The following is a 15996-nucleotide window of genomic DNA, read 5'->3' on the forward strand; positions in this document are numbered from 1 at the left end:
AGTGCGGTAAAACGCAACATTTTAATCAATTGTGCGCCAATGGGCAACCACTGTGATTTATGGCTGCCAACCAGCCCCGATGGCTTTGTATAAATTGAGCAAATTTTGCCCTTTAAACAGCCGCAGCTCCAGCGCATTTTGGGCAAGCGTGAGCGCCTCAAGGCGTGCGCGCAGCGCTTCATCTAACGTTTTATCGCCATAATGAAACAGCTGTTCGCCTTGCTTGGCTTGACGCTGTGCCAAGCTGACCGCACTTTGCAATTTTTGACTTTGCGTTTGCAAGGCATATTGCAATTGATAACTGCTTTCTACCTCGCTTAGCGCTTTAAGCAAGGTTTGGTCATACTCTAAAAGTGCGGTTTTTAATCGCGCATCGGCGGCATCAATGTTGGCTTGAATTCGCCCGTTGGTGAAAATCGGCAACTGCACGCCAAGGCTGACCAAACCCCCCACACCTTTAAGAGTCGGCAAGTCACCATCAAGCTCAATGCGCCCGCCTTGCCCTAAAAAACGAATGTCAAATCGGGGCAGTAAATCGGCTTTCGCACTTGCCAGTTTCGCGGCATACGCCTCGACCACGGCTTTTTGGCCTTGAAGATCAGGGCGACTGTCCAACAAGCTCCCTGGGCGCACGCCTGTTGGTGGCGCGGGCAAATGATGAAGAATCGCATTCTTGCCTAAAAGTGCGGTTTTATCCAAATGAAACCCTTGTGGCGCTTGCCCAATCAGCACCGCAATGCTGCGCTCATAGGCATTAAATTCTGCCAACAAGCTAGTGGCTTGGGCGCGCACCGCCTGCCATTTGGAATCCACTTCACTGACTTCATAGGCGGTGGCTTGCCCTGCATTAAAACGCCCTTTGACATATTGGCGCATTTTGCTCAAAGTGTTTGCCATGCTATTGAGCAACGCCCGTTTTTCTAAGGCCGCCGCCGCTTTGAGGTAGTTTTCAGCAATGGTACTGGCTAATATCATTTGGCTGCCATATACGCGCGCTTGTGCGCCACGCGCAGCGGCACTAGCAGCATCGGCATCACTTTGCTTTTGCCCGAAAATATCCACCTCCCAGCTGGCCATCACACCAAGATTGGCGCCATAGCCTTTGCTGTTGATGTGGTCATCTTGCCCCAGCAAAGTGCGGTATGGCTCGCCAACAGGGTTATCAAGGCGGCTGCGTTGCCCCGCCACATTAGCACTCACGCCCACATTCGGCCCGAGATCACTTTGTGCCAGTTGCGCCGTGGCGCGCGCTTCATTTAAGCGGGATTGCGCGATGGCAATATCAGGGCTAGTTGCAAGCCCTTGCTCAATCAAGCGCGTCAGTTGCGCGTCGTGCCAATAGCGCCACCACTGCTGCATATTCTGCACTTGCCCCGCTTTGACTTGCTCAAAATGTGCTGGCAAATTGATCTTGGATTCTAACGGCACTTGCGTTTGGCTGCACGCGGTGAGCAACAGAGCCAGTGCGGTTAATACACATTTAGACTGCGACATAAAAACTCCTAATTTTGTCTTGCCAACATAGAACGGAAACTGAAAATGGCCAATGCCACAAACACCGCGCCAAGCACCGCCATGATCAACACGCGATGCCAAATGGTTTCCCAGCCTGCGCCACGGAATAACACATCTTGACTTATCGCCACAAATTGTGTCAAAGGCGAAAGCTGTATCACATCTTGCACCACTTGCGGCATATTTTCAAACGGTGACGGCGCACCAGAGAGCAAATAAAGCACGATATAAACAGGCAAGCACAACAAACTAAATTGCGGCATGGTTGGCGCTTGGGTGGCTAAAAATAAACCCAGCCCTGCAATGGAGAATAGGTAAACCACCTCACTGGCGGCAAATAATGCAATGGAGCCATTAATGGGTGCGCCTAAAAATTGGTGCACCACAAAATAGAGCGACAGCATGGCAGAGACCAAAATCACTAAGCCGTTTGCCAGAATTTTAGAAAATGCAATTTCACTGGCACTCACGGGCATCACTAGCAAATGCTCAATCGTGCCGTGTTCTCGCTCACGAATGACCGCGGCACCCACTAAAATCAGCGCCAACAAGCTGGAATTCCCCGTAATTTGTGTCATCGGCATAAACCATTCGCTGCGTAAATTACTATTAAACAGCACATTCACCACTGGCTTGAGCGGCAAAATTTCACTCATTGACGGCTGCTGTAAAAATTCACTGATTTGGCGATTGATAATTTGGCTGAGATAACTCGCCCCCACGCCTGCCTGCGTCATCGCAGTGGCATCCACCAATAATTGAATTTGTGGTTGCTCGCCTGCCATGATTTGTTGTTCAAAATTCGGAGGAATGGTGAGCACAAAAATAAATTCGCCTTCATCCATCGCTTTGTCAATCTGCTCAGGCGAAATGGTTTGCACCTGCTTAAAATACGGCGGCAAAATCGCGTCGCGAATTTGATAAGACAGCGTCGAGTGATCTTGATCCCACACCGCAACGGAGGCATTTTTAACCTCTGTGGTAATGCCTTTCGCAATGGAATAGATGGTGAACGTGAACATAATCACCACCAGCCCAATCAAGGTGTAATCACTAAACAGACTGCGCAATTCTTTCACTGAGAGAAAATAAACATTTTTTAGCCAACGCAACACATCACACCTCCTGCTTTTTCAAAAGTAGGCTGGCAAGCATCAGGTAGGTGATGAAAAAGCCTAATAACACGCCATAAATTGAAACAAAACTGGCAAACCCTAGCCCTTTAGTGAAGGTGCCAAGACTGATCAAATTATACCAACTGGTCGGGAAACTCCAGCCAATCCAATAGCCCACGCCAGTTAGCGTTGACATAGGGTATAAAAGCCCTGAGAAGTTGAGCGCTGGCACCATAGATATGATGGCGGCGGCGAAAATGGCGGCCACTTGCGATTTCACAAAAGCCGAAATCAGCAAGCCAAAGGCGGTAGAGGACAAAATCAAACACAATGCGCCCAAGCTCATCGCCCAAAAAGAGCCTTTCATCGGCACGCCAATGAGCACAATGGTCAGCCCAATCAGCACAAAATAGCTCGCCATCGCCAATGCCGCATAAGGCAGCTGCTTGCCTAGTAAATATTGCCAGGTGGCAGCGGGGGAAGAATAAAGATTGGTAATCGAGCCAATTTCTTTTTCACGCACCACCCCAAGTGCGGTCATCATGCACGGAATCATCATCAGCGTGAGCATAATCAACCCCGGCGAAATGGCATTGACACTGCGAAACGATTGGTTATAAATAAACCGCACTTCAAGGTCAAACGCTTGCGGTAGGCTGTAGCCTTGCTGGGCATAGAAATCTTTGACATATTGCGTCATGATCCCTTGAATATTGCCAACAATATTTTCGCCCGTAAACGGCATCGAGCCATCCACATAAAACGCCACTTCGGGCTTTTGCCCTTGCAACAATTTACGCCCAAAATCTGGCGGAATATCCAGCGCTAAACGCGCTTTGCCGCTGCGCAGGCTGTCGATCAATTCACCGCGCGTACGGATTTGCCCCACTTCGTGGAAATAACTCGATCCTTCAAACTGCTCCACCAAGCGGCGGCTTTCTTGGGTTTGATCTTGATCCCACACAGCGAAACGCAAATTACTGACATCAAAAGAGATACCATAGCTGCCCGCCAGCAGCAAAATAACGGGGCCAAAAATAGCGAACAGCAAACGGATTTTATCGCGCAGCAGCTCCTTGCCTTCACGAATAGCAAAGGTAAAGACAATCATAAACCAATAGGCTATACCTGTTGGCTTGCCTTTTGCCTCACTTAAGCCGTCGTTTTCACGTGCGTTATCGGCTTGCGTAACCGCACTTTGTTGCTCTTCTTGCTCTAAAAAGAGGATAAATGCCTCTTCCAACGTGTCGGCGTGTTGTTCTTGGCGCAGTGCCTCTGGCGTGCCAACACCGAGCACTCGCCCGCGGTGCATAAACGAGATGCGATCGCAACGCTGTGCCTCGTTCATAAAGTGGGTGGAAACAAAAATGGTAATGCGATCCTCACGCGAGAGTTTGAACAGATATTCCCAAAACATATCCCGTGCGGCAGGATCAACGCCCGAGGTCGGTTCATCTAAAATCAGCACTTCAGGATGATGTAAACACGCTGCCGCCAGTTGTAAACGTTGGCGTACCCCAAGGGAGAGTGAGGCAGGAATTTCATCGGCAATCTCGCTTAATTCAAATTGTTTCAGCGCCCCCTCGACCGCACTTTGCCGTTCTTCGCCTTCAAGCTGATAAAGTTTAGCGTGCAAATCCAGATTTTGCCGCACACTGAGTTCTTCATAAAGGGAAAACGCCTGTGACATATAGCCCACGCGCTTGCGCGTTTGCATATCGCCTGCTTCCACACTTTTACCAAGCAATTTGGCACTGCCTGAGGTGGCGTCCAAAAGCCCTGTGAGCATTTTCATGGTGGTCGATTTCCCGCAACCATTTGAGCCCAAAAAACCGAAAATCTCTCCTTGAGGAATACTGAAACTGACATCGTTCACGGCGGTAAAATCGCCAAATTTTTTCACCAAATGCTCCGCTTCAATCGCTGGTGGCGCATCAGGGACTGGCTCAAATGGTGGGATCTGGCTGTCGTCCCAGTGGGTTTGTTTATCCTCTGGCAGCAGTTTGATATAAGCCTGCTCGAGATTCTCACTTTGGGTGCTCGCAAGCACATTGGCGGTTTTGTCATTAACGAGCAATTTGCCATCGTCCATCGCCAGCAGATACTCAAATTGCTCCGCCTCATCGATATAGGCTGTGGCAACGAGCACCGTCATATCTTGAATTTCTTGGCGCAGATCATTAACCAATGTCCAAAACTGACGACGGGAAAGGGGATCAACTCCCGTTGTCGGCTCGTCTAAAATCAATAAATCGGGGTTGTGTACTAGGGCGCAGCACAGGCTTAATTTTTGCTTCATGCCACCGGAGAGTTTACCGGCGGCGCGGTCAGGAAAGGGCGCCAAGCCAGTGGCTTGCATCAAGCGTTCAATACGCTGCTTACGTAGTTTACTATCTAGCCCATATAAGCGCGCGTGGAAGTCAATATTTTCATAAACAGAGAGCGTTGGGTAGAGGTTTTTACCCAACCCTTGGGGCATAAACGCCACTTTTGATGAGAGCACTTGGCGGTGAGCTTTGTTTTTGACATCACGCCCGAGTACTTCTACATTACCTTTTTGGATGATTTTCACCCCAGCAATGAGTGAAAGCAACGTGGATTTGCCCACGCCATCAGGGCCTATCAAGCCGATGGTTTTGCCCATCGGCAAGGTTAGTGACACATCATCAAGGGCGCGCGTTTTACCATAATTGTGGGAAACGTGCTCAACCTTGACGGCGAATTTTTGCTCACTCATGAAAGCCCTCTCAAAGTGCGGTTAGTGCGGCAATTTCACCGCTAATTCTGGCGGAAAGCTGGCATTTGGCGCAGTCAGCACATAGCCATTACCCGTCATACCGCCTTTGAGATATGGCGCAATTTTATCCACAGTTTCTTTATCAATTTTTAGCTTGACTTTAAACACCAGTTTTTCACGCTCTTCAGCGGTTTCAACAAATTTAGGGGTAAATTGCGATTGTGCAGCAACATACACCACTTTCGCAGGAAACACGCTGTCAAGACCATCAAGCACGATGCGTGCTTCACTGTTAAGCGCAATGTTGTTGACCACAGGGGCTTGAAAAAAAAGGTTCATGCTGACATCATCAAGATTAAGCAGGCTGACCACTTTACCACCAGCAGGGATAACATTACCCACCTCAGCGATAGTATACTCAACTCGGCCAGCTTGCGGGGCGCGCACTTGCATGTCTTCATTCACGCTGGAGGCTTGATCAACTTGCGCTTTGGCCGCTTCCACCGCAGCACTCGCCTCTGATTGTGCGGCTTTCGTTGCTTCCACTGCCGCTTGCGCTGCATCACGCGCCGCGATACGTTTTTCAAGTTCTGATTGAGAGATTAAGCGATCACGGCGCATTTTTTGCGCGTTGTCTAATTCCATTTGCGCCACATTGAGTTGCTGGCGGTGAGCTTGCACTTCCGCTTGCGCGCGGCTGACGGCTTGCTCAGCGCGCGCTTGTTGCGCTTTGGCCGCTTGCAATTGGCTGGAACTGGTGCTGGAGGAAAGTTCTGCCAACACGTCGCCTTTTTGTACTTGCTGTCCTTCACTCACCGCCAAGCGTTCAACGCGGCCAGGATAAAGGCTTGCCACGTCCATGCGGGCAAATTCTAGTCGCCCATTGCTATAGCTCACACCTTCATATTGTGCGCTTTTATCTTGAGTGAAATACCAATATGCACCGCCAGCAATTATCAGTAACAACACAACGATCAATATTTTTTTCATGATTACCTGCCAGGCCAAAAAGATAGTAACTATAGTGACAAATACTATAAAGTGCGGTCGAAAAGATCAAGCTCACAGCACTATTTTATTAAAAATAAAGCAAAAAAGAGGAATGAGATCATAACAACGTGAAACTATCACAAGAAGGGGTGGATTCTCCCCCAGCTTGATCTCGGCACACAGTAATTTAACTTGGGCTGCTTTCTTCCGAACCTGACCCAGTGAGCCAAACCCTGTTGCGAGGAACCAAGGGAGAACCCATAGAGGACTTGAAAAATCAAGTGCGAGCATTGTGCTATAAAAGTGCGGTCATTGCAAGTATTTGCGCGGCATTTGCTGATTTATCCGCCATTTTCATTGTATTGTGATCTCAACTTTGTTATAACCTACAAAAAGGCCAATGAAGGACACCTATGAACAGTACAATTTTAGACAAACTGATCGCCTTACTTCAGCTTGAAATGATCGATGATCACTATTTCCGTGGTCACAATGTTGATATGGGGCTTCGTCAAGTGTTTGGCGGGCAAGTGATTGCCCAAGCCCTTTACGCCGCCATGCAAGTGGCACCTAAAGATCGCGTGTTGCACTCCACTCACGCCTATTTTTTACGCACAGGCGACGCTGCACACCCGATTTTGTACGATGTTGAAGTGCTGCGCCATGGGCATAACTTTAGTGCACTGCGCGTAAAAGCATTACAACACAATGAGCCGATTTGCCACATCACGGCCTCCTTCCAAGCTCCTGAGCAAGGTTTTGAGCATCAATCAGTAATGCCACACGTTGAGCCACCTGAAAAACTGACTGATGAGCTTGCCGCAGTTCGCGCCATATCGCCTTATCTACCTGAGGCCATTCGTGACAAGCTCACCGCTGAGCGCCCATTTGATGTGCGCACCAAGTATTTGAATAATCCGTTCAAAGGCATTGAATTCCCGCCTGAGCAATACGCGTGGTTTAAAGCTAATGGGCGCGTGCCCGATGATTTGGCGATCAATCAATGTTTGCTGGCCTATTTCAGTGACTTCCATTGTTTGCTGACCGCACTTCACCCGCATAAAAAAGGCTTCTTAGAACCAGGCATGAAAGTGGCAACCATTGACCATGCCATTTGGTTTCATCGCCCGTTTAATCTCAATAACTGGTTGCTGCATGCAGTGGAAAGCAATAACGCTTATGGCGCGCGTGGCTTGGCGCGTGGGCAGATTTTCGACCAACAAGGTCGGCTGATTGCCAGCACTGCACAAGAAGGCTTAATGCGCTTTAGTGCTGCCTAAACGCAAAAGTGCGGTCAAGCCATGCTCAACCGCACTTTAAAAAAGCATGAGTTAGTCGATAAGCCGGGTTCTGTCGCGGACAATCATTCCTCTAGGCGTGCATTCGCACACACGCTCAAGCAACCTACCCGAACGCTGCGCGGGCCACGCATTGCGTTCCTATTTGGTCTTGCTACGAGTGGAGTTTACCCTGCTGCACACTGTTACCAGCGGCACGGTGCGCTCTTACCGCACCCTTTCACCCTTACCTGTGGCGAAAAGCCCATCGGCGGTCTGCTCTCTGCTGCACTTGTCGTAGGCTCACGCCCCCCAGACGTTATCTGGCACTCTGCCCTGTGTAGCCCGGACTTTCCTCTCATCTATTTGTCCCCTCCACAACGGGCAAGGGCTTCAATAAACCAGCGATTGTCTGACTAACTCAGCGCGCTATTCTACGCCAAATCACGGCCTTGTGCTAATAAAATTCACTAAAAAGTGCGGTTTCGCACAAAATGGTGATGTAGTGATTTATCCCGATGATAACTTACGTTAGAATAATCCCATAATTGTTGTGGGAGAAAACTATGGATTATTTACATATCGCACGCCAAACGATCAGCATTGAAGAACACGGCTTGGCGACCTTGCGTGAGCGCCTTGACCGCACTTTTAATGACGTGGTTGAGTTGATCTTAAAAGGGCAAGGGCGGCTGGTGGTTTCAGGCATTGGTAAATCAGGGCTGATTGGGCAAAAAATGGTGGCGACCTTTGCCTCAACAGGCACACCGAGCTTTTTTTTGCACCCAACTGAAGCCTTTCATGGCGATTTGGGCATGCTTAAACCGATTGATATTGTGATTTTAATTTCTTACAGTGGCGAAACCGACGATGTCAACAAGCTCATTCCCAGTTTACAAAATTTCGGCAATAAAATCATTGCCATGACAGGCAACCCACATTCCACACTGGCAAAAAACGCCGATTTTGTGTTGAACATTGCGGTGGAACGTGAGGCTTGCCCGAATAATTTGGCGCCGACCACCTCTGCCATTGTCACCCTCGCCCTTGCCGATGCGTTAGCCGTAGCGCTGATTAAAGCGCGCAACTTTCAGCCGCAAGATTTCGCCCGCTTTCACCCTGGCGGCAGCTTAGGCAGGCGATTGCTCACTCGCGTGCGCAACGCGATGCAAACCAAATTGCCTGTGGTTACACCAACGACACCATTTAGCGAATGTGTCACTATTATGAATGAAGGGCGCATGGGGATTGCGGTGGTGATGGAAGATGACACGCTAGCAGGCATCATCACCGATGGCGATATTCGCCGTGCTTTTTCCGCTAAGGGGGTGAAGTGCATTCGCTTAAACGCACAGGATATTATGTCGCGCAACCCGAAAACAGTGGACGCCGATGCCTTTTTAAGCCAAGCCGAAGACTTTATGCGTGAGCATAAAATTCACTCCCTGATCGTAACCGAGCATGGCAAGGTTGTAGGCCTCGTCGAATTTTCAAGCTAAGGGCAAATTATGAACGCAACACTCAAACCGATCAAATTATTAATCACCGATGTCGATGGCGTTTTGACCGACGGCGCGCTCTATTACGACGCCAACGGCGAGGCGCTGAAATGCTTTAACGTGCGCGACGGGCTGGGCATTCGAATGCTGATCGAAAACGGCGTGCAAGTGGCCGTGCTTTCTGGGCGAGATTCCGCCATTTTGCGCAAACGGATCGCCGACCTTGGCATCACGCTGTTCCAACTCGGCAAACTCGAAAAGCGTACCGCCTGCCAGCAATTAATGACACAAGCGGGCGTGAATAAAGCCGAAACGGCGTATATTGGCGATGACAGTGTTGACCTGCCCGCCTTTGCTTGCTGTGGGGTCGCGGTGGCGGTGGCTGACGCGCCTGATTATATCCAAAATGCCGCTGACATCACGCTTAAAACTGCTGGCGGCAAAGGCGCGCTGCGCGAACTCAGCGATGCCATTTTACACGCGCAAGGCAAAGCCGAGATTTACACCAGCGCTCAAGGCTTTTTGAAAACAGCCAAGAAAATGGCGCAATAACCCCTACGATTGACCGCACTTTTCCCCACAAAAGTGCGGTTATGCCCAAAACGCATAAGCTATAACCCTTCATTCTTTTACACTGAGCCACCTCATCGTTAATCTAGTGAAAACACAACAAATAAAGAGGATACTTTATGGCAAGATTAACTGTTCACACCGCGCAAAGCGCCCCTGAAGCCGCACGCACACGCGTAGAATTAGTCGAGAAAAATAACGGCTTTATTCCTAATTTAATCGGCGTGTGTAAAACGCCGAAATTCTTTGCATAAAACTTCACTATTTTTTGCATAGGTTCGGCGCTATTTTTTATGCAAATAAAAGTGATTTTAACTGTATTTAAAAGTTAATTAAATCTATATTTTAGACCTCCATACCTCTCCAGCCGATCTACTCGCCAGTCAGTTGTTCTAACCCCACTTTAGACTTCACTTCACCCTCCAACAGAGTAATGCTGTGTCCAACAAAACAACGAAGCGACGAAATGAGGTGAATGATGTTTCCAGTTAAATTACGAACCGAGCGGGAGATGATGTTAGAGGTTGCGCTAGTTGCAGATAGAGAGGGACGCAGCTTTAAACCAGGTCATTTTCTTTATCATGTTAACGGGCAATTATACCGTAGCGAATACCTTGATGTACTATTTATCCACACCCATTACCACCACCGTATTATTGCACTACAAAACGCTGAAGATATCAATGCACCTTGGTATTACTGCTTTTTTTCTGAGTTATATGCCGCAGGCGTTAAGCCATTATCACCCAATCAGCAAGATTATTAACGATTAAAGCCCCAATTGGGGCTTTTCTTTTAGAACCGATACACTAGGTTGTCTTCATATTTCCCACTATAACTGGTCGACGTTTTTACGATAATACGCTGCGCTTGCTCAAATGCTTGCCAGTTATGGCTTTTGCTTTCAACTAACCACCCAATAAAGCGGATAAACTCACTTTTGGTTGATGAGAAAAACAGATAGGGCGGTCGAGTGAGATGGATAAGGCGCAGAAAGTCAATCAAGTCAAAGTAGTTCGCCTGCTTATAGGCCGCCTGATGGGTGCAGAGATACGGTGGGTCAAGCACAAACAAGGCCTTTTTATCGGCTTGAAATTGCGGTAGCAATTGATGGAAAGACTCGTGTCGCACCTCAATGCCATTGAGATAATCATCAGCATTGGGGTAATCACTCAAGCGCACACAGTTGTAAAAGCCATGGCGATAAAGTGACTGCACGTCGGGCACTTGTTGGCCACTGAATAACAGCCATGCGCAGAGAATATGTGGGTCTTTGTACCCGTCAAAGGCCTCAATGGTCTCAATCACGCGGTGGCGCATCTCGTGAGACAATCGTTTTTGGCGAGGTACATCATGCAAAAGTGCGGTCAGCTGTTGACGCAATCGGTTAATGTCGGGGATATGTTGCAACCGTTCGGCATAACCATCGAAGTCGTTGTAAATCACGCGGGCTTTTGGCTTGATGCGTTTCGCCACGTGGCTCAATAACCCAGAGCCACCAAAGGCATCAATAATCGTCCAGCCTTCACCCTCATCAGGAATGTGCTGATTTAAAAGCTGTTTAAAAGGGGTTAAAAATTGTCGTTTTTGCCCAATAAAAGGCAGAGGGGCTTGGGTATAGTGTTTGATGTTATCCATAATAGTGCTCCTATTATGGCGTTCTGGCACTCGGGGCGCTCTGACACTCTCAATTGAATTGATTAATCGCTTTGCAGCGATGGCATTTGATTTCGAGTTTATCCACGTTGCGGGCTTTAGCCAGTAATTTGCCACAGCGTGGACACCGAAGTGCTTTGGTTTGGTCTGTTGATTTCTTCTGCATTTAATCACCTTGATGTTAATTTTGATTGCATTTTTATACTGTATAAATATACAATTTAAACACCCAGTGATTTCGCAGTGGGTGGCTCATCTTTCCGCCCGACCAAGGCTTTGCATGGAAAGATGAGCCTTAAAATGACGTTTAACGCGGTTTAAAAATCGCGGCCAAATGGTTGGGGCTAAATCGCCAGCCGTCTTTGCCGCCGTTGATGGCATTGGCGCACCATTCAGAGCAAAAGAATTTGTTGCTGTTTTCTCGCATACCGAATACTACGCCAATTGCACCCCACCAGTCGTAGTGTTTGCCTTTGGTGAGTTGGTAATAAAGTTCAATTTTCGCTTCACTGATTCCTGTAAGTGGCACTAAATCCCATTTCTCATTTTCAACATCAATCACTTTTTTGCGTACACCACCATCACGAATGCTGGAGGAATAACACATAAAATAGTCCTCGTAGTCGTAGTGGTGACCTGTCAGCCATTGGGTGTGTTTGACTGCGATTTCACAATGCGAATACTTGCCTTTAGTCAACTTGCGCGTGAGCCAATCGGAAAAACGCATTACCAAAGCTTTTGGGCTGTGACCTGTTTTGTGTCCTTTGTAGAGGGCAAGAAAGACTTGATTTGTCATTGCTGTGCCTCCGCCAGTTTCTGCATCTTGTTGATAATGTCGTCGTGGATAGATTGCATTTGCTCAACGCTTAAGCCATCGGCTTTAAGTTCGTATTTACGCATACGCTGAACAGCTAACTGCTCTTGTAACTGGCGCAATCCCTCTGCCTGCTTCATAATTAGCTGCGCTGCTTTTTTCACGTCCATCTTCGCTGCATCAGAAAAGCTGGTGATGTAGATGTTAGGTTCATCTTTATATCCACTACCAATAAAGGATTTTGCCGCTTGTTCACGGGCTTCATATTCCACTGTAAACCGAGTCCAGCGCATGGTTATTTGAGCTGCTGTTTCATCAATACTATTGATTAAATCATGTTGCACCTGCTGATTTAGTTCTTTTTCTTTCTCTACACTAAGAACCCATTCATTATCAACCCATTCATGAAACTGTGTTGGAGGTTCTTTTTCTGTATATTGCTCATCAAGTTCTCCAATCTCTTTAACCTCGAATGGTTCTTTTGTTTTTTTGTTGTAAACGATTTTGCCGGTATAATCAGGAACATATTGCCAGTTATTATTAATCAGTCTTATAACAAATCCCCGTTTCTCTATAGGTGGTGTTTCAAAGGTATAATTTGGGGGTAATGTAAATTCAAAATCAGAAACAATATATTCTCGACCCAAGTTATCGTAATATTTCTTACCAAATACATCTTCTTTCATAGCATTCTCCTTCTAAGAAATTCTTAGCCACATATACACTTTAATGTAGCGACCTCTGACATTTAGTGCCGCATTGTTCGAACCAGCATTAGATATCGAAACAGAGTGTCCATGAGAGCCGATATCTACGCTATGACTATGGTTTCCACTTGAATTTGTATAAATAGGAAACTTCCACATATTTTTATATGTTCCGTAGGTTCCTTGTTGTCCACCTTGTCCAGAATTACCGGCCCAATGCCAACCTGAATGAGTGTGTGCGCCTGTGGTATTTGTATATTTAGTACCAAGATTTGTACTACCAATGCTTGCAGAGTGACTATGTTGTGGTAATGGAACACTTGGTGAGTTGGTGCCTGTTGGCGTTTTATTAGCTCGACCAGAAGATGCACTGTATAAGGTAACGTCATCTTCAATGAGTTCCCATCGTCCAGGATATCCATAAGTTGATGGATTAGATGGGTTAATAGTTAACAACAAATGTCCAACTGGAAACATTCTATTGATTGATGAGTCAACATAAGACTGATAAGCAATCTTTTCATTACCTGTAATAGCTGGGAAAGCTATATGACGACTTTCACCTCTTTTCGTTTTATAAACGTAGTTGAATCGAGTATCATTCTCTGAATTAGGATTAACTTCCCACCGCCATTCACCACCACCTTTGATAGGTGCGTATAAACGCCCCCAACCATTATTTTCGATTTTTACCTCTCCTATAACTGTTCCACCACCATTAAGAGGTAATTTTCTATTAGCGTTATCATTTACTGTCTTCACAGCCAATGCACTTGCACCAAATACCGATGACACCATGTTGATACTATCGGTTAATTGGATTTCACCTTTTTGGCTGGTACTGCCATTGCGCCGATTGGCATTAATGACATTGACAATAGCCTGATACACTTGTGTCGTGTTACTTGGTATCGGTGATAAACCCGCTTGGCTAAGCAGATAATGCAATTCGTGGTACAAATCTAATAATCGCTCTTGATTATCATTGAGCCACTTGGCTGTTACACGCGTTCCTAACGTCCCTTGTGATGGGTCGCCATCATGAAATTGCCCATCCTCTGAATCAATTTTGGGTAGAAGTGTTTTCATTATTCCTCACTATTGATAAGCAAAATAACAATATGTGTGCGCAGGTTTTAATGCTTTAAAAAAAGCTTCAACAATAGGGTCACCAAATTCAACCAAACGTTCACCTGCCAACGATTCGCCAGCACGAAAATAGCGAATATTGTCGTCACCATTGAGTACTGTCACCCGCCACATAAAAATTAAATTTTCAGTGGCTTCCTCTCGAAACTGAACTAAGTCACCTGGTGCGGGTAAATCATGCTGCAAAGGTGAGAACTCTTTAATCTGAATGTGATAACCAATACTTTCAGCTAACCGCGTGAAATAAGGAATAGAAAGGCCACCCAGTGCATTTAATTGGATGACCACACGTTTAACGCGCTCTCCATAAGGTTTACTCATATCCGTTTGGATACCGCACATCCGCTCCCAATCAGCCAGCATCTTGCCCGCACTAGCAGGTTCAGTCGTGTTAAGCAACATCGTTGCCCCTTGCTGCAATCGCTCAAAAGCACGTCCATCAACCGCGCACTGCAATTGCAAGCATTCTCCCTGAATGCTATAGGCAACGGGTGGATAAAGTTGGCTTAATGTAGTTTGATAGTCCATTACATCTCCGTGACATCCACTGTACCTAACCTAAACCACTCAATTTTAGAGCGGACATCAGCTGTTTTATTTTCTGAAGGTGTAATCAACTTACGATCAACCACACCCACCAAATCACTAATAATGGCCTCACATTGAGAAACAATTAAATCATCGCCTGGTGTCAAGGTATTAAAATAGTCTGTTAGTGCCGCTTGAATAGCGCGCTTAATTTCACTTAATGTGATGTTTTGCAGTTTTACTTGGATAGTAAAGTTCACTTTAGTGGCGTCAGGTTTTACCACTTTGGACTCTTTGGCTGTGACAGGGCGGACCTCATCAATATAGGCCTGACAACGACGAACAGTATCATCACTAGGCAAATCATTATTGCTTGTAATGGCAATATCAACTGTGCCTAGTCCACGACGGAGTGGATAAATATACGCTGCCTCCACACCATCAACCTCAAGCGCCCAATTTTTATAATCGTATTGATTACCACCTGCAGGTGGGCGACGAATACGTTCCAATAAACGATTGAGTAGCGACGCATCACTTTCGCTGTCTGTTGCGCCGATAATATTATTCAGGCTCACGTCAGAACTCACCCCAGCAGGTGCCGCCATTAAATGACCTGTGGTTGCTTGAGTGATGTTTTGTGCCAACCCTGTCGCAAGGGACTTCACCGCCACTGTGACTGTGCAACTAGATGAAATGACCGCACTCTCTGTCGTGCTATAAAAGCGGTTATCATCGGTTTTAATTTGTAGCCCGACAGGAATTTGCGCATTTTCATTGCCCGTAATCACAACCCCACGCCCTTCAGCATAAGTCGCTGCGCGGCGTTTAATGCCTCGCAAACCTGCGTGTTTTTCCAAAAATTGACTATCTGCTGTGTCTGGGAAAAATTGACGAATTAACCATTTTTGGTGTGAATAAAGCCCTTCTGCAACACTCGCTAATGCGCTCGCGCGTGCATAAGTATCAGAATCGACATTAACATCAATCGTCGGCACAAGAGATTGGTAATCCCTTAATATTTGAGTGCGAATATCGTCTAACGTTGGGACTAAATACACGTTTTATATCCTCTTTAAATCGGGTTTAAATCACCTTAACAGGGTGTTCAAATTCAAATGATTTGCCTCGACTATCTGTCACCTTAATCAACAGCATTAATTGCCCATTATGGGGTTGTTGATGCGAAATGGTTATTTCGCTAGCACGCCCATCATCGAGTAAGGGCTGCAAAGCCTCCATCGCATATTGCTCTGCGAGAAGGCATATCCGTGCAAGGTCTTTTTCACGTTGTAAAGTATGGAGCAGAGAGCCTACACGCCCATCTGCCCACCAGCTCCCGAGCGGTGTGGTTAGTCTGATATACACGGCATTTTGCAGTGAATCTATTTGCCTACTTGTGTAGTCGCCAGTAAGCGGGCTGATCTCTCTGTCCATAT

General features: G+C 46.9%; 17 protein-coding genes and 2 other RNA genes. 5 read left to right on the forward strand and 14 right to left on the reverse strand.

Translation table 11 applies throughout. The features are described from left to right. Nucleotides 1-57: 57 nt before the first annotated feature. From HPC38_RS00865 to ffs, 5 genes are all read right to left on the reverse strand, one after another. Nucleotides 58-1494 carry an efflux transporter outer membrane subunit gene (locus tag HPC38_RS00865; protein WP_208119391.1) on the reverse strand — a complete coding sequence of 479 codons (1437 nt, stop codon included), beginning with the start codon at nucleotides 1492-1494 and terminating at the stop codon, nucleotides 58-60. A gap of 8 nt (nucleotides 1495-1502) precedes the next feature. Beyond that, on the reverse strand, nucleotides 1503-2630 hold the full coding sequence (locus HPC38_RS00870) for an ABC-2 transporter permease (RefSeq protein WP_208119392.1): 1128 nt from the start codon (nucleotides 2628-2630) through the stop codon (nucleotides 1503-1505). 1 nt (nucleotide 2631) lies between these two features. Next, nucleotides 2632-5367 carry a ribosome-associated ATPase/putative transporter RbbA gene (gene rbbA, locus HPC38_RS00875; protein WP_208119393.1) on the reverse strand — a complete coding sequence of 912 codons (2736 nt, stop codon included), beginning with the start codon at nucleotides 5365-5367 and terminating at the stop codon, nucleotides 2632-2634. A 21-nt stretch (nucleotides 5368-5388) separates the two neighbouring features. After that, on the reverse strand, nucleotides 5389-6357 hold the full coding sequence (locus HPC38_RS00880; protein WP_208119394.1) for an HlyD family secretion protein: 969 nt from the start codon (nucleotides 6355-6357) through the stop codon (nucleotides 5389-5391). A 160-nt stretch (nucleotides 6358-6517) separates the two neighbouring features. Further along, an RNA gene (gene ffs, locus HPC38_RS00885) (signal recognition particle sRNA small type) lies at nucleotides 6518-6610 on the reverse strand. 160 nt (nucleotides 6611-6770) lie between these two features. Here ffs and tesB point away from each other — a divergent pair. Continuing rightward, the gene (gene tesB / locus HPC38_RS00890; protein ID WP_208119395.1) at nucleotides 6771-7637 is read left to right on the forward strand and encodes an acyl-CoA thioesterase II; all 867 of its coding nucleotides are present in this window, start codon (nucleotides 6771-6773) and stop codon (nucleotides 7635-7637) included. Nucleotides 7638-7680: 43 nt separating this feature from the next. Here the strand turns inward: tesB and rnpB are convergent. Continuing rightward, an RNA gene (rnpB, locus tag HPC38_RS00895) (RNase P RNA component class A) lies at nucleotides 7681-8058 on the reverse strand. A gap of 142 nt (nucleotides 8059-8200) precedes the next feature. Between rnpB and HPC38_RS00900 the strand changes: the two genes are divergently transcribed. From HPC38_RS00900 to HPC38_RS00910, 4 genes are all read left to right on the forward strand, one after another. Further along, nucleotides 8201-9133 carry a KpsF/GutQ family sugar-phosphate isomerase gene (locus HPC38_RS00900; RefSeq protein WP_208119396.1) on the forward strand — a complete coding sequence of 311 codons (933 nt, stop codon included), beginning with the start codon at nucleotides 8201-8203 and terminating at the stop codon, nucleotides 9131-9133. A gap of 9 nt (nucleotides 9134-9142) precedes the next feature. Further along, nucleotides 9143-9685: a KdsC family phosphatase gene (locus HPC38_RS00905; RefSeq protein WP_208119397.1), complete on the forward strand. Its 543-nt coding sequence runs from the start codon at nucleotides 9143-9145 to the stop codon at nucleotides 9683-9685. A 137-nt stretch (nucleotides 9686-9822) separates the two neighbouring features. After that, nucleotides 9823-9957: a hypothetical protein gene (locus HPC38_RS10505; RefSeq protein WP_268932811.1), complete on the forward strand. Its 135-nt coding sequence runs from the start codon at nucleotides 9823-9825 to the stop codon at nucleotides 9955-9957. A 221-nt stretch (nucleotides 9958-10178) separates the two neighbouring features. Next, entirely contained in the window at nucleotides 10179-10469 is a 291-nt protein-coding gene (locus tag HPC38_RS00910; protein ID WP_208119398.1) for a hypothetical protein, read from the forward strand. 29 nt (nucleotides 10470-10498) lie between these two features. Here HPC38_RS00910 and HPC38_RS00915 read toward each other — a convergent pair whose 3' ends face one another. The 8 genes from HPC38_RS00915 to HPC38_RS00950 all read right to left on the reverse strand — a co-directional run bounded on the left by HPC38_RS00915 (nucleotide 10499) and on the right by HPC38_RS00950 (nucleotide 15994). Further along, nucleotides 10499-11341, reverse strand: a complete 843-nt coding sequence (locus HPC38_RS00915) for a DNA adenine methylase (RefSeq protein ID WP_208119399.1) — start codon at nucleotides 11339-11341, stop codon at nucleotides 10499-10501. Nucleotides 11342-11390: 49 nt separating this feature from the next. Then, the gene (locus HPC38_RS00920; protein WP_208119400.1) at nucleotides 11391-11525 is read right to left on the reverse strand and encodes a Com family DNA-binding transcriptional regulator; all 135 of its coding nucleotides are present in this window, start codon (nucleotides 11523-11525) and stop codon (nucleotides 11391-11393) included. A gap of 141 nt (nucleotides 11526-11666) precedes the next feature. Next, on the reverse strand, nucleotides 11667-12155 hold the full coding sequence (locus HPC38_RS00925; protein ID WP_208119401.1) for an enoyl-CoA hydratase: 489 nt from the start codon (nucleotides 12153-12155) through the stop codon (nucleotides 11667-11669). Continuing rightward, entirely contained in the window at nucleotides 12152-12859 is a 708-nt protein-coding gene (locus tag HPC38_RS00930) for a hypothetical protein (protein WP_208119402.1), read from the reverse strand. The genes HPC38_RS00925 and HPC38_RS00930 overlap by 4 nt, the downstream gene beginning before the upstream one ends. Before the next feature lie 12 nt (nucleotides 12860-12871). Then, nucleotides 12872-13969: a phage tail protein gene (locus HPC38_RS00935; RefSeq protein WP_208119403.1), complete on the reverse strand. Its 1098-nt coding sequence runs from the start codon at nucleotides 13967-13969 to the stop codon at nucleotides 12872-12874. Nucleotides 13970-13978: 9 nt separating this feature from the next. Beyond that, complete coding sequence (locus HPC38_RS00940) at nucleotides 13979-14557, reverse strand: YmfQ family protein (RefSeq protein ID WP_208119404.1); 579 nt, start codon at nucleotides 14555-14557, stop codon at nucleotides 13979-13981. Further along, entirely contained in the window at nucleotides 14557-15618 is a 1062-nt protein-coding gene (locus tag HPC38_RS00945) for a baseplate J/gp47 family protein (RefSeq protein ID WP_208119405.1), read from the reverse strand. Before HPC38_RS00945 ends, HPC38_RS00940 begins: the two co-directional genes overlap by 1 nt. A 25-nt stretch (nucleotides 15619-15643) precedes the next feature. After that, the gene (locus HPC38_RS00950; RefSeq protein WP_208119406.1) at nucleotides 15644-15994 is read right to left on the reverse strand and encodes a phage GP46 family protein; all 351 of its coding nucleotides are present in this window, start codon (nucleotides 15992-15994) and stop codon (nucleotides 15644-15646) included. Nucleotides 15995-15996 lie beyond the last annotated feature (2 nt).

The organism is Spirabiliibacterium pneumoniae (assembly GCF_014884995.1).
GTDB lineage: Bacteria > Pseudomonadota > Gammaproteobacteria > Enterobacterales > Pasteurellaceae > Spirabiliibacterium > Spirabiliibacterium pneumoniae.